Consider the following 14,042-nt stretch of genomic DNA (forward strand, 5'->3'; position numbering starts at 1 on the left):
CCCACGGTGTCTCGGAAGATAGAACCTCCAGTAGCAATGTAAAAGTCATGAGCACGGTAAAACCGATGTATGAATGGAACAAGACTCCCTGGCGAAAGCTGGAAAGAGTTGTGTTCAAGTTGCAGAAAAGAATCTATCAAGCCGCCAATCGTGGTGATATTAAGGCACTTCGCAGACTCCAAAAGTTGCTGATGAAGTCCTGGGCTGCAAAATGCTTAGCGGTTCGTAGGGTTACTCAGGATAACAAAGGAAAAAAGACGGCAGGTGTGGATGGTGTCAAATCACTAACCCCAAAACAACGTCTTGACCTAATAAGTAATATAAACCTGAGTTCAAAGGTCAGCCCAACCAGGCGAGTATGGATTCCCAAGCCCGGTACAGAAGAGAAGCGACCTTTAGGAATCCCGACAATGAAAGACCGGGCATTGCAGGCGCTTGTTAAACTGGCACTAGAACCAGAATGGGAAGCGCAATTTGAACCGAACCAATATGGGTTCAGACCTGGACGCTCGTGCCAAGATGCTATCGGGGCAATATTTAATGCGATTAGGTATAAGCAAAAATATGTGCTAGATGCCGACATCGCCAAATGCTTCGACAAAATCGACCATGAAGCACTGCTTAAAAAATTAAATACATTCCCGCTTTTACGCCGCCAAATCAGGGCATGGCTCCGAGCGGGGGTGATGGACGGACAGCAGTTGTTTCCAACACTTGAGGGAACACCACAGGGTGGAGTCATTTCTCCACTACTGGCTAATATAGCCCTCCACGGGATGGAACATCGAATTAAGGAATTTGCCAAAACCTTGGACATCAAAAAGTCAACAGGAAAAGGACAAATAAGCTGGCAACAGAAATGTAAAAGCATATCCTTAATAAGATACGCCGATGACTTCGTAATTCTCCACGAAGATTTAACCGTTGTTCAAAAGTGTAAAGAGATAATCTCTGAATGGTTAAAAGGCATGGGTTTGGAGCTAAAATCCAGTAAAACAAGGATATCTCACACAATGAGCAGCCACGATGGACAGCCTCCAGGATTCGATTTCCTGGGGTTTAAAGTCAGGCAATATCCATCTGGCAAATACACTAGCGGGAAAAATCCCCAAGGTGAACTACTGGGTTTCAGTACAATCATCACCCCAAGCCCGGAAAAAGTCAAAATACACCTCAAAGAAATCGCAAGAGTAATAGACATCCACACAGCCAAATCTCAATCAGATTTAATTAAGAGGTTGAATTCTCTAATTATAGGGTGGGCTAACTATTACCGAACAGTTCCAAGTAGCAAAGTCTTCTATAAATTAGACTCCCTGGTGTATCAAAAACTCAGAGCTTGGGCAAATCATCGCCATCCGAAAAAATCGAAAACATGGGTGTCAAATAAATACTGGCAAACCATAGGCAATGATCACTGGGTATTCGCAACCAGGGAAGAAGGGACTAACCCTCTCCGGTTACGCAAACATGGTCAAATAAAAATCATAGACCATGCCAAAGTTAAAGGCGAATCGTCACCATACGACGGAAACTTAGTGTATTGGAGTACAAGAATGGGAAAACACCCTGAAAGTCCCAAAAGAGTGGCAACACTTCTTAAGATTCAAAAGGGTAAATGTTCTCACTGCGGATTACATTTTCGAGACGAAGATGTCATGGAAGTTGACCACAGAATTCCTAAATCGAAAGGTGGAAAGGATTCTTATGAAAACTGGGATTTACTTCACAGACATTGCCACGATATAAAGACTGCAACAGATGGCAGTCTGGGTACAAAATCTAGCTGTAAAAGTGCTAAACCTAAGCCACCCTCACATACAGAATGGTTCTGGAAAGAGGATATGTTGGTAACGCGGTATGAGTGACAATCACCGAGTCATTGAGGAGCCGTGTGAAGAGAAATTTTCACGCACGGTTTTGGAGAGCGGCGGCGCTCGTGAGAGTGTCGCCGACTTTAATTTTCTTGATGGAGACTCCCTACCCAGATACGGCGAAAAACTGCCTGGGTGGAAAGCATCGGGAAAACGAATTAAACGTGGTTTGTATCGCTCTGCTGATGGAACTGTAATCAATGCAGATATAAATGGGGCTGCCAACATTCTAAGAAAAGTAGCCAGTAAGTTAGGTGTAAAACTTGACCGACTGTGTAGACGGTGTTTGACCACCGTAGCGAGAGTAAAACTTTGGGTGTTACCTAAAGCTGCTCTGTCCGCAGAATCTCAGCGGCTTCAGCCCGCTTGAGTGTCAATAAAACACAATCAAAATTTAAGATTAGCCTCGCCGACCCCGATCGAGTAAAATCACAGCACTTGCCCGCCGATGACTTAATCTGCTAAAACTAACAAAGTTTGATGATTTCTGAGAAATAACATACATGGTTGCTACATCCGTCAAGATTAAACACGAAGTCAAAGACTTGTCCCTCGCCCCCTTGGGAAAGCAACGCATCGAGTGGGCCGGCCGGGAAATGCCCGTTTTGCGGCAAATTCAAGAACGCTTCGCTAAAGAAAAGCCTTTTGCTGGCATTCGCTTGGCTGCTTGCTGCCACGTAACCACAGAAACCGCTCATTTGGCAATCGCCATCAAACTCGGCGGTGGCGACGCCGTACTGATCGCCAGCAACCCCTTGAGCACTCAAGATGACGTAGCGGCTTGCTTAGTTGAAGACTACGGCATTTCCGTCTTCGCCCTCAAAGGAGAAGACGCGGCTACCTACGAACGTCACGTCTACACAGCCCTAGACCACCGCCCCAATATTATCATCGACGACGGCAGCGACGTGGTAGCGGCACTAATCCAGCACCGCCCGAACCAAATTGCCGACTTAATCGGAACTACCGAAGAAACTACCACAGGCATCGTGCGCCTGCGGGCCATGTTGAAAGACGGCGTGCTGACTTTCCCCGCAATGAACGTCAACGACGCCGACACCAAGCACTTCTTTGACAACCGCTACGGTACCGGTCAATCTACCCTAGACGGCATCATCCGCGCTACCAATATTTTGTTAGCCGGTAAAAATATTGTGGTTGCAGGTTACGGTTGGTGCGGCAAAGGCACGGCACTGCGCGCCCGCGGCATGGGTGCTAACGTAATTGTCACCGAAATCGATCCGATTCGGGCGATCGAAGCAGTGATGGACGGTTTCCGCGTCATGCCGATGGACGAAGCAGCAACAGTCGGAGATATATTCATTACCGTTACCGGCAACAAACACGTCATTCGTGCCGAACATTTCGACACAATGAAAGACGGCGCAATTGTTTGCAATTCCGGTCACTTCGACATTGAAATTGACCTCAAATCCCTCGGCGCAAAAAGCACCGATGTGAAAACAGTCCGGTCTTTCACTCAAGAATATCACCTCAATAATGGCAAATCGATTATTGTGTTGGGCGAAGGCCGTTTGATCAACTTGGCAGCAGCCGAAGGACACCCCAGCGCCGTGATGGATATGAGCTTTGCTAACCAAGCTTTAGCCTGCGAATATCTAGTTACGAACAAAGGCAAACTAGAGCCGGGTATTCACTCAATACCCGTAGAAGTTGACAAAGAAATTGCCCGTCTCAAATTGGAAGCAATGGGTATTCACATTGATACCTTGACTGCCGAACAAATTGAGTACACAAACTCTTGGACTTCGGGCACTTAATCATCGTTTATCGTTCCCACGCTGTGCCGGGGAATGAATACAAGGAGGCTCTGCCTCCCTCATGGGGAGTTGAGGCAGAGCCTCGCTTATATGCGTTCCCCGGCTGTGCCTGGGAACAATCAAAAACGAGCAAAATACAAAGTACCTATTACCAATATTTAAATCAAAATGGTTGAATGGATCACTAACACAATGCAGTCGATGGGCTATCTCGGAATTGGCCTGTTGATGTTTTTAGAAAATCTTTTCCCCCCCATCCCCTCAGAATTGATTATGCCACTGGCAGGATTCACGGCATCAAAGGGTGATGATATGCAGTTAGCGCCGGCGATCGCAGCAGGAGTAATCGGTACAATTCTGGGGGCGTTTCCCTGGTACTATGCGGGTAAATTATTGAGCGAAGAACGCTTGAGGAATTTAGCCGACAAATACGGCAAGTGGATCACAGTATCGGGCGCCGATATTGACAAAGCAAATAGATGGTTTAACAGACACGGCAACAAAGCCGTGTTTTTGTGTCGCCTCGTACCAGGAGTTCGCACCCTGATTTCCCTGCCCGCTGGCATCAATAATATGCCTTTAATTCCTTTTTTACTATACTCAACAGGAGGCACTCTTTTATGGGTAAGTTTCCTGACTTTTGCCGGATATAAACTAGGGGAAAATTATACACTTGTAGAGGAATATCTGGGCCCGGTTTCCAAAATAGTTGTGGTGATTATTGTCATTTGGTGTATTTTGTGGGTTGTCAAAAAGAATATGCAGAAGGAAAAATATCGCAAATAAAGGCAAAAGTTGTGAAAATAATCTGCGTTTATTTGCGTTCATCGGCGGCTACAATCACCATTTTGACCCCACCCAAAAACGCATACAACTTTCCGACAAAAGTCGCGAGGCGTTCAAAATTTTAGACTAAGGTTCAACCTCCCAGATTCATCTGGGGAGTAAATCTAAAATCTAAAATCTAAAATCTAAAATCCACTGACTTGTTTCCAGCATCTTCTCAACCGTAGCGCTGAAAGATAGAGAGGGAGATTTGATAGAAACTTCTGCTATCTTTGCTACTTTTTTAAATAGAGGTTTAAATTGGCGATCGCCCAAAAGTCACAGTGACGGGCAGCCGATCGCCCAAAAATCCCACTTAAATTTATACAAATATTTAGGATTGGTGGAGGTTTAGGCAGATAATCGTGGCAAAATAGGGAACATTCCTATCCGCGCTGTTAAGATATGTACGAAAAGATTGTAGCCCCGACAACTGGTTCTAAAATTACTTTCAAAGATGGTTCGCCGATCGTCCCCCATGACCCAATTATTCCCTTCATTCGCGGCGACGGTACGGGCGTTGACTTGTGGCCTGCATCCCAGAAAGTCATGGATGCTGCGGTAGAAAAGGCTTACGGTGGCGATCGAAAAATCAACTGGTTTAAAATCTATGTAGGCGACGAAGCCTGCGATGTCTACGGTACTTACCAATATCTGCCCCAGGATTCCTTAGACGCCATCAAAGAATACGGAGTCGCCATCAAAGGGCCACTGACAACCCCAATCGGGGGCGGCATTCGATCGCTAAACGTAGCTTTGCGGCAAATCTTTGACCTTTACGCCTGCGTGCGGCCCTGCAAATATTATGCTGGAACACCATCGCTACACAAAACCCCTGAACTCCTAGATGTAATTATTTACCGGGAAAATACAGAAGATATTTACCTCGGAATTGAATGGGCCAAAGGCAGCGAAATCGGCAAGAAATTGATTGAATATCTCAATAATGAGTTAATTCCCGCAACACCCGAACATGGCAAAAAACAAATTCGCCTCGATTCTGGCATCGGAATTAAACCCATTAGCAAAACAGGTTCTCAGCGTTTAGTACGGCGGGCCATTACCCACGCTTTACGGTTGCCGAAAGATAAGCAGCAAGTGACTTTGGTGCACAAAGGCAACATCATGAAATATACCGAAGGAGCTTTCCGAGATTGGGGTTATGAATTAGCAACCACCGAATTTCGCGAACAGTGCGTAACGGAAAGAGAGTCTTGGATTCTGGGCAACAAAGAAAAAAATCCCGACATTAGCTTAGAAGATAATGCTCGCCAAATAGACCCAGGATACGATGCTTTGACCCCAGAAAAACAAGCCAAAATTCGTCAAGAAGTAGCCGACGTTCTGTTTGCAATTTGGGACAGTCACGGCAGCGGCCAGTGGAAAGAAAAAATCATGGTCAACGACCGAATTGCTGACAGTATTTTCCAACAAATTCAAACCCGACCGGCCGAGTATTCGATTTTGGCTACCATGAATCTGAATGGGGATTATTTGTCCGATGCGGCCGCCGCTATTGTCGGTGGATTGGGCATGGGCCCCGGTGCGAATATTGGTGATGAATGTGCAGTTTTTGAGGCGACTCACGGCACTGCACCGAAACACGCTGGTTTGGATAAAGTCAATCCCGGTTCCCTGATTTTGTCCGGGGTGATGATGTTAGAATACATGGGATGGCAGGAAGCAGCAGACTTGATTAAGAAGGGTTTGGGAGCGGCAATTTCTAACGGTGAAGTTACTTATGATTTGGCGAGGTTGATGGAGCCGCCGGTGCCTGAGTTGAAGTGTTCGGAGTTTGCTGAGGCGATTATTAAGCATTTCGCCGATTGAGTTCCTCGGTGCGCCAACAATTGAGTGCTGGAAGCAGGTCAGAGAATCATTCCAATCCTGAATCACCAGTATCTTTAAAACAACACCGCGATCTTCTATGTATTGGTACACTTGCCAAGATAGGGATAGCGGTGTTATAAAGTTCTTGAGTCCCAGAGCAATTCTCACTCATGAGCGAATAATTAGTTAGGGTAGGCAAGCAAGGGGGCAAGCGCAGGGAAGTTCTCCTAAACCAATCTCGCGAATAATTATTATGACAAATTGTACAGATACTGGAGTTTTTATGAAAAACAAAGAGCAAACTGATACGATGCGGGTTTTGATTCTGGCGGATGTTTGCAATCCTGAGTGGCCTTCTTTACCGGTGGTTGGATATAAATTTGCGCGTGCAATAAGCCATTATGTTGAGGCTACGGTTGTTACTCAAATTCGGAATAAACCCAATATCGATAAAGTCGGGATGGGTAAGGCTAAAGTCGTTTATCTAGATACAGAAAATGTTGCGGTTCCCATTCAAAATCTAGCTAATTTACTAACCGGTGGCTCAGAAAAATCCTGGACTATTAGGACAGCGCTAGGTTATTTCAGCTATCTCGCCTTTGAGTGGGAAGTATGGCAGCGCTACAAGCAAGAGTTGCAAAGCGGGCATTTCGATGTCGTTCACCGGATTACCCCGATGTCGCCCACGCAGCCAAGTCCTATGGCAGCTTGGAGTCCTATTCCTTTTTTGCTTGGGCCTCTCAACGGCGGGCTGCCTTGGCCGAAAGCTTTCACAACAGAGTTGAAGCGGGAACGTGAGTGGTTGAGCTATGTGCGAAATGCTTACAGGTTAATGCCTTTTTACCGCTCTACTTATGAACGTTCAGCAGGAATTCTGGCGGCATTCGATCACACGATCGTAGATTTGCCAGCCTCAGCGAGAGCGAAGACAATTAATTATGCCGAAGTTGGCATCGATCCCGAATTGTTTAAGCTGCCCCAACGCTCTAGCAGCGAACAAGTGACGGTACTGTTTGCCGGCAGGCTAGTTCCCTATAAATTGCCAGAAGTTGTCATTCGCGCTTTCGCTAACAGTTCGATTTTGCAGCAGCATAAATTAGCGATTGTTGGCGACGGACCCGAACGTCCTAGACTAGAACAATTAATCGCAGAACACAATTTAGGCAACTGCGTTAAACTTTTAGGTCAAAAAACCCAACCTGAAGTGGGAGAATTGATGCGCCAAGCTGAGATTTTTGCTTTTCCCTCGATTCGCGAACTGGGGGCTGGCGTTGTGGTTGAGGCAATGGCCTGCGGTATGGCTTGTGTTGTAGTTGACTACGGCGGACCCGGTGCGCTGGTAGAGCCCGATCGGGGGATTAAAGTTCCTATAAGTAATTTTGACACACTGGTAAAAAATTTTACCGCAGAACTCGAACAGCTTGTCGCCGATCGCCCTCGTGTTGCACGCATGGGCATTGCAGCCCACAATTACGCCATGAATCACTATTCCTGGGATGTTAAAGCTCAGCAGATGCTGCAAGTTTATCAATGGTTAGCAAGTCATGGCAGTGTCAAACCGGATTTTGAGCTACAGTCAAATAGCTTGTGACCGCTCATCAAGTTTAATTCTCAGTTAGGACTTACGCCAACTGCCATTCCGCGCTCAACGGCGGGACGCTTCTGCAAGGTTTCTACCCAACGTTTGAGGTGCGGGTGGTTGTCGAGGGTTAATCCTTGAAATTCGTAAATAGCAACCCAGGGATAGGTAGCAATGTCGGCAATAGAATAGTCGCCGCAAATGTATTCATATTTTGCTAGTTGAGTGTCTAATACTCCGTAGAGGCGCAAGGTTTCTTTTTCGTAGCGCCCAATCGCATAGGGAATTTGTTCGGGTGCAAAGCGTTTGAAGTGGTTTAGCTGACCAAACATCGGGCCGACGCTGGCCATTTGAAACATCAGCCATTCCATAACTTGAAAGTATTTTTGTTTGTCTGTGGGCAGAAATCTGCCGCTTTTTTCGGCAAGATAGATCAGAATAGCGCCGGACTCGAAGACGGTGATGGCGTTATCTCGATCGACTATCGCCGGAATTTTGCTGTTGGGGTTGATGGCGATGAATTCTGGGCTAAATTGGTCGTTTTTTGTGATGTCGATGACGTGCACGTTGTAGGGTAAACCTATTTCTTCGAGCATGATCGAGACTTTGCGACCGTTGGGGGTAGTAAAAGTGTAGAGGTCAATCATAGTTGTGATGTTAAGTTGAAAGTTGGCAAGGCAGGAAATAACCTAATATACTATCACAATTTGGACGTGAATTGCGGATTTTTGATCTATTGTGTTAAAATTATATTCTAATAATAGAAGAATAACGATCGCTCGAAATGGACATTCTTGAAATTCTCAAAGACGATTATCAAAGATTTCCCGATAATCAGACTTACAGCATCTATGCAAAAGATGTTTATTTTGAAGATCCGGTGAATCGATTTACAGGAGTCGATCGCTACCGCAAAATGATCGGGTTTATGGGGACTTTTTTTCAGGATATAAATCTCGATTTGCACGAGATTTCGCAGTCGGGAGATACTATAGACACTCGCTGGACTCTGAGCTGGATCGCACCGCTACCTTGGAAACCGAAAATGGCGATCGCCGGTAGGAGCGAACTGAAAGTCAACAGCGACGGTTTAATTGTTTCTCACATCGATTATTGGGACTGTTCGCGGTTGGATGTGCTCAAACAGCTTGTATTTCCTGTGAAAACTAATGTTTGAGAATTTTTATTAGGTTTTTTAGCAATAAAAAATAGTGTTTCCAGAGCGAGATGCCCTTTTTAACTGCAGATGTTAGCAGATAAACGCAGATGAACGCTGATGGATTTTTATTTGTTGCAATTGATAGCTGAGATAAGTAATTTTAACTTATCTTGACATGGCAGCAATTTCGTGAGTTAGCGAAAATGTGCTGTGTCCGGCGGCTGCTTGTCGCCCAAATTAATTTCCCCACAAAATTAATTTTCTTTACATAACGTTACAATATAGGAGTAAACTACTTTCAGGCGAGCTAAACAATCAATGCGCTTAATATTAATGACTGGAAAAGGCGGCGTCGGCAAAACCTCCGTAGCCGCTGCGACAGGGCTGCGCTGTGCCGAATTGGGATACAAAACCCTAGTGCTGAGTACAGATCCCGCTCACTCCTTAGCCGACAGCTTTGACATGGAACTCGGACACGATTCACGGCTGGTGAAACCGAATTTGTGGGGAGCAGAATTAGACGCTCTCAGGGAATTAGAAGGCAATTGGGGAGCAGTTAAGCGCTACATTACTCAAGTGTTGCGAGCGCAGGGGCTCGAAGGGGTGCAAGCTGAAGAATTAGCCATCTTGCCAGGAATGGATGAAATCTTCGGTTTAGTGCGAATGAAGCGGCATTACGACGAAGGCGAATTTGATGTTTTAATTATCGATTCTGCTCCGACTGGCACAGCATTAAGACTGCTAAGTTTGCCGGAAGTTGGTGGCTGGTACATGAGAAAATTTTACAAGCCGCTGCAAGGTATATCTGCTGCCCTTAGACCTTTAGTTGAACCTATTTTTAGACCAATTGCGGGTTTTTCTTTACCAGACAAAGAGGTGATGGATGCACCTTACGAATTTTACGAGCAAATCGAAGCTTTGGAAAAGGTTTTAACTGACAATACTGTGACTTCGGTAAGGTTAGTTACCAATCCAGAAAAAATGGTAATTAAAGAGTCTCTGCGGGCTCATGCCTATTTGAGTTTGTACAATGTAGCCACAGATTTAGTAGTAGCTAACCGGATTATTCCCGCAGAAGTAACTGACCCATTTTTTAAACGGTGGAAAGAAAGCCAGGAACAGTACCGTCAGGAAATTCACTCAGATTTCATGCCGCTGCCAGTTAAGGAGGTGCCACTTTATTCCGAAGAAATGTGCGGTTTGCCAGCTTTGGAACGGTTGAAAGAAACGCTTTACAAAGACGAAGATCCAAGTCAAGTTTATTACAAAGAAAATACGATTAAGATCGTGCAGGAAAACAATCAATATAGTCTTGAACTGTATTTGCCCGGAATTGCTAAGGATCAGATCCAGTTGACCAAAACGGGAGATGAGTTGAATGTTCGGATTGGGAATCACCGCCGTAATTTGGTGTTGCCGCAAGCTTTAGCGGCACTGCAACCTTCGGGGGCGAAGATGGAGGATGATTATTTGAAGATTAAGTTTGCTTAACAGGACTTACGCACTATCAACCTAAAAAACCCGGTTTCTAGGAAAAATCGTGGATAATCCCTTGAGATATTCACGCAGAAACCGGGTTTTTGGCTCGCGTGCAGGTATTGAGCTATTCAGCAGACTTACGCCATTCTTGTCCGAGGCGAACTGCTTTGTCAAAAGTAGGATGGTTGCGTCTGCGTTTATGAGACAGTGACTTTTGTAATGGTATCAATTCCGATTGTATGGGAATGATTTAACCGCAGAGGGCGCAGAGGGCGCAGAGTCTGCAGAAGAGAGAGATGAATAATTCCGATGTCAACGGGTTGGATATGAGATGCTGCTGGCTAGACACAATTAACAGGACTCAGCACGAACGACTTCCTTTAATGCCTCATCAATCACTGCATCGCTGACACCTCGACGCTTCAAACTTGCTACTAAGGCTGTTACTGTCTCGCTCTCAAATCGTTCTAAATCAACGCGCAAACCTTGACCGATATAAGCACGAATTAATGGCTGATAACCCGAAAAACCCAACAATGGTGCAACTTTTTTTAAATCTTCCACAACATCTTCGGGCATACGAATCGTCACGCTAGTCATTGGACGGTTGCGGTTTAATCGCTGCTTTAATGCTTCAACCTTCATACTCTGCCCTCTCCTGACGAGTTGCTTTACGTGCTGAAATAAGTTGCGGCTCTTGTACCCGGTAAACAATTCCCTATTATAAGCCCCACCGATTATCTTAGAAAATCAGTAATTTTATTCCATTTCATCACTTCCGCCAAGTCAATCGCCGTCAACCCATCAGGATTCTTAATCATTTTATCAGCGCCATACTTTAATAATAATTTAACAGGAGTTAAGTTGCCAGCCAATGCCTCACATTGCAGCATAGTCCAGCCATTTTCATCAATTTGATTTACAATGGTAGGATTTTCACTTAATGCAGAATCAATTTTTGCAGCCATATTCTCACTCATTGGATGCTCGCCGATTTCATATTCATCCTTATTTCTTGATTCTTGATTTAAATAGCTATCGGGAACAATTCGGATTTCTCTCGGATCGCCGAATTCCAAACCCCAAGCATCATCATGCACACGCCTTCGATCGCTATTCATTGTAAGCCGTATTGCATTAACAGTATATGCACCATAAACCATCCCATCAATAGAATATATCCAATCATTGATATCGTTGAAGCCCATCACAATCTGGTCGCCCGATCCAATTCCATCTATCCATCTCGGATCGTTTAATAAATCTCCACTAACTTTCAGACCATCAAAATTAACATTCTCCACCCACATATGTTCAACTGATGGTGCAGAATCCGTCACCTTTCCCGTCGGAAATCCAAGTTTTACTGCACTTATATCCAGCCCAGGAATTATCCGCCGCCTTTCCCATGACAACTCACGCCAAAAATATTTAAATGATTCGCGTGCCTTCTTGCTAGCAAGATTTATATCCGGGTCATCACCCTGAAATCGATAAATATTTTGACTCATTTACCACTCCGCAGTTGATTGTTAGAGGTACTTCTAATATTAATATACATCATAAGCAGGTTAAGTATATCAAGGGAAAGGGATGAAAAGAATTCGACCTTCATATTCATCAGGCTGACTCCAACAAATAAATAGTTCTAAATCATCAATGATCTTACCAATGGGTGCTGTTGCAATAACCTCAATAACTCCCAGCATAGGTAGTCCTTGATTGACTGCTCGTAGGCATACATCGTAATAGTGGCCACATCAGGGGTAAGTAAGATGCGTCCTTCATTAGCCGCCCATTCTAAAATATCTGGATCGTCAGTGTGAATCAGCCCTACATCTTGGACACGAACAATATCTAATTCAGGCAAACGTCTCACCAGCCCACGCAATATGGCTCCATTAAAATTTTCATCAGTTAGAAGGCGCACTTGGTATCGACTCCCCTTTTGACTGATAACGAGTAAGCAAACGTTGTCTCAGATCAACTAAGTTGTGTTGTCGAGAAAGTTCTTGTCTCAGTTGCTGAGATTGTTGGCTGCGCTGTTCCAAATAACTGTCAATTTCCTGACGATGGTTTAGATAGTAAGCAATGGTACTGTATATGTCTTCTAAGCGAACAACTGAATACTGAATAGCGATTTCTTCGGGAGTGGAGCCATTGTGGTATGAAGCAAGTATGCTATCTAGGGTGACTCGACTCGAACCTATACGGATACCTCCCGCTTCATCCCAACGGAAAGGAGGAGAGGTTGCTTGGAATTTTGCTGGGGCGCTCATTACATTAGGGACATATTCTACCTGACTTGAACTGTATCAAAACATTGTAGCAAGAAGCCTAATTCTTTGTCGGAAGGTAATGAAACCCAACCATAATTATAGCTGTCGCTATGCTGGCTTTGCTACGAATGCAGGATAGGTTTTGTGTGCATCTGCATAAATCCTAAGTGCTACAGACATTTGCTGGCAGTTTCTCCTTGTGCCTGAAACCAAGCAAATGTTTCAGGATCGACTTGAACTTGCATAGTAATAGCCGACTGAGGCATTCGTAATTGCGCTCTAGTAAAGAACTCCTCCGATAGTGGTGGACTATCGGAAGTATCGATATCTTCATTGCTCATTGCGTCGATTCTCGCCCAGTCGGTTTGTGAGGTATTGTTCATAGCGTCTGCGTTCATAAGACAGTGACTTTCGCCCTGGAGATAATACGAACTGTTTCCTCATCAAGCTCCGTGTAGACAACAACTACAATTCGTCCATCAAGTAAACCAATACCGATACTCGACTCCAACGCATTGTTAGGCTTTCTGATTGCTACGGATATGGCAATAAATTTAAGTTTTGAATGAATCGATAATCTCGTTGGTTCTTAGTGATGAAAGGGTACTCCCATACTATTGCTGTAGCTGCGATCAAGCCATCGGCAATTAGTAAGCCGTGACTTAGCCGATACAACCGTAACAAGTCAACCGCCTTATCTGAGATAGACTGGTCAATTCTAATCACGTCAAACTGCTGGATAAATTTTTCTAGAGTCTGTAACTCTACCTTGTTAGCGCAACCAACAATTAGCTCCATTTGTGTGATTATGCTAATTGGTAATCGAGAACTTTATTTTAGTCCTTGCAAACAATTAACTGCATCAGGAATACCACGACCAACATCGATGATTATGTCGGTATCTATGATAGTTGAACTAGCCATGTGCTTTTTACCACTCGTTTTCTCGGAGATTACGTACCCAGGTAGTGCTACCTAAGTCTTGACGATCTCGCCACATTCCAATAAATGGATCGTTCATTAAATCAACATTTACTGACGAAGAGACAGGTTCATCATATATGTACTTTTGTTTTAAAAAGGCGATCAAACTTACCACTTGACTCTGTGCTTCAGCCGGCAGAGATAAAAATTCACCTAAAAACTCTTGATTTGTCATGGCTCTACCTTTTAAACAGAACAAGATATCTTTGATTAAGTCTATCAATATTTTGAGATTTTGGGAACTACTCCCTT

The 14,042-nt window shown here is 44.6% G+C and carries 17 protein-coding genes; 9 read left to right on the forward strand and 8 right to left on the reverse strand.

Annotated elements, in window-relative coordinates:
* The first annotated feature begins 47 nt into the window (after nucleotides 1–47).
* The 7 genes from ltrA to QUB12_RS08510 all read left to right on the forward strand — a co-directional run bounded on the left by ltrA (nucleotide 48) and on the right by QUB12_RS08510 (nucleotide 7,901).
* Nucleotides 48–1,868: a group II intron reverse transcriptase/maturase gene (gene ltrA, locus QUB12_RS08480; protein ID WP_333301303.1), complete on the forward strand. Its 1,821-nt coding sequence runs from the start codon at nucleotides 48–50 to the stop codon at nucleotides 1,866–1,868.
* Nucleotides 1,861–2,244, forward strand: a complete 384-nt coding sequence (locus QUB12_RS08485; protein ID WP_333306369.1) for a hypothetical protein — start codon at nucleotides 1,861–1,863, stop codon at nucleotides 2,242–2,244. Before ltrA ends, QUB12_RS08485 begins: the two co-directional genes overlap by 8 nt.
* Nucleotides 2,245–2,377: 133 nt before the next feature.
* On the forward strand, nucleotides 2,378–3,655 hold the full coding sequence (ahcY, locus tag QUB12_RS08490; protein WP_333142032.1) for an adenosylhomocysteinase: 1,278 nt from the start codon (nucleotides 2,378–2,380) through the stop codon (nucleotides 3,653–3,655).
* A 168-nt stretch (nucleotides 3,656–3,823) separates the two neighbouring features.
* A complete protein-coding gene (locus QUB12_RS08495; protein WP_333156580.1) occupies nucleotides 3,824–4,441 on the forward strand; it encodes a DedA family protein in 618 nt (205 codons plus the stop codon).
* A gap of 250 nt (nucleotides 4,442–4,691) precedes the next feature.
* Complete coding sequence (locus tag QUB12_RS08500) at nucleotides 4,692–4,835, forward strand: hypothetical protein (protein WP_333306371.1); 144 nt, start codon at nucleotides 4,692–4,694, stop codon at nucleotides 4,833–4,835.
* A gap of 50 nt (nucleotides 4,836–4,885) precedes the next feature.
* Entirely contained in the window at nucleotides 4,886–6,310 is a 1,425-nt protein-coding gene (locus QUB12_RS08505; RefSeq protein WP_333142034.1) for an NADP-dependent isocitrate dehydrogenase, read from the forward strand.
* 253 nt (nucleotides 6,311–6,563) lie between these two features.
* Entirely contained in the window at nucleotides 6,564–7,901 is a 1,338-nt protein-coding gene (locus QUB12_RS08510; protein WP_333142035.1) for a glycosyltransferase family 4 protein, read from the forward strand.
* Between the two features lie 20 nt (nucleotides 7,902–7,921).
* On the opposite strand, the gene QUB12_RS08515 is transcribed toward QUB12_RS08510, so the two are convergent.
* Nucleotides 7,922–8,536, reverse strand: coding sequence for a glutathione S-transferase N-terminal domain-containing protein (locus QUB12_RS08515; RefSeq protein WP_333142036.1), 615 nt, complete (start codon nucleotides 8,534–8,536; stop codon nucleotides 7,922–7,924).
* A 137-nt stretch (nucleotides 8,537–8,673) separates the two neighbouring features.
* On the opposite strand from QUB12_RS08515, the gene QUB12_RS08520 reads away from it, so the two are divergent.
* Nucleotides 8,674–9,066, forward strand: coding sequence for a DUF2358 domain-containing protein (locus tag QUB12_RS08520; protein ID WP_333306373.1), 393 nt, complete (start codon nucleotides 8,674–8,676; stop codon nucleotides 9,064–9,066).
* A 300-nt stretch (nucleotides 9,067–9,366) separates the two neighbouring features.
* Entirely contained in the window at nucleotides 9,367–10,539 is a 1,173-nt protein-coding gene (locus tag QUB12_RS08525) for a TRC40/GET3/ArsA family transport-energizing ATPase (protein WP_333053180.1), read from the forward strand.
* 339 nt (nucleotides 10,540–10,878) lie between these two features.
* Here QUB12_RS08525 and QUB12_RS08530 read toward each other — a convergent pair whose 3' ends face one another.
* The 7 genes from QUB12_RS08530 to QUB12_RS08560 all read right to left on the reverse strand — a co-directional run bounded on the left by QUB12_RS08530 (nucleotide 10,879) and on the right by QUB12_RS08560 (nucleotide 13,965).
* The gene (locus QUB12_RS08530) at nucleotides 10,879–11,172 is read right to left on the reverse strand and encodes a hypothetical protein (RefSeq protein WP_333142046.1); all 294 of its coding nucleotides are present in this window, start codon (nucleotides 11,170–11,172) and stop codon (nucleotides 10,879–10,881) included.
* 92 nt (nucleotides 11,173–11,264) lie between these two features.
* Entirely contained in the window at nucleotides 11,265–12,038 is a 774-nt protein-coding gene (locus QUB12_RS08535) for a DUF2314 domain-containing protein (protein ID WP_190741039.1), read from the reverse strand.
* 137 nt (nucleotides 12,039–12,175) lie between these two features.
* A complete protein-coding gene (locus QUB12_RS08540) occupies nucleotides 12,176–12,406 on the reverse strand; it encodes a DUF5615 family PIN-like protein (RefSeq protein ID WP_333300413.1) in 231 nt (76 codons plus the stop codon).
* A 34-nt stretch (nucleotides 12,407–12,440) separates the two neighbouring features.
* On the reverse strand, nucleotides 12,441–12,806 hold the full coding sequence (locus QUB12_RS08545; protein WP_333053176.1) for a DUF433 domain-containing protein: 366 nt from the start codon (nucleotides 12,804–12,806) through the stop codon (nucleotides 12,441–12,443).
* A gap of 170 nt (nucleotides 12,807–12,976) precedes the next feature.
* The gene (locus QUB12_RS08550) at nucleotides 12,977–13,204 is read right to left on the reverse strand and encodes a hypothetical protein (RefSeq protein ID WP_333053175.1); all 228 of its coding nucleotides are present in this window, start codon (nucleotides 13,202–13,204) and stop codon (nucleotides 12,977–12,979) included.
* 136 nt (nucleotides 13,205–13,340) lie between these two features.
* The gene (locus QUB12_RS08555; RefSeq protein ID WP_333142095.1) at nucleotides 13,341–13,622 is read right to left on the reverse strand and encodes a type II toxin-antitoxin system VapC family toxin; all 282 of its coding nucleotides are present in this window, start codon (nucleotides 13,620–13,622) and stop codon (nucleotides 13,341–13,343) included.
* A 115-nt stretch (nucleotides 13,623–13,737) separates the two neighbouring features.
* Complete coding sequence (locus QUB12_RS08560; protein ID WP_333142049.1) at nucleotides 13,738–13,965, reverse strand: hypothetical protein; 228 nt, start codon at nucleotides 13,963–13,965, stop codon at nucleotides 13,738–13,740.
* Nucleotides 13,966–14,042: the final 77 nt, after the last annotated feature.

This window comes from Microcoleus sp. B7-D4, assembly GCF_036705125.1.
In the GTDB taxonomy this organism is placed as follows: domain Bacteria; phylum Cyanobacteriota; class Cyanobacteriia; order Cyanobacteriales; family Microcoleaceae; genus Microcoleus.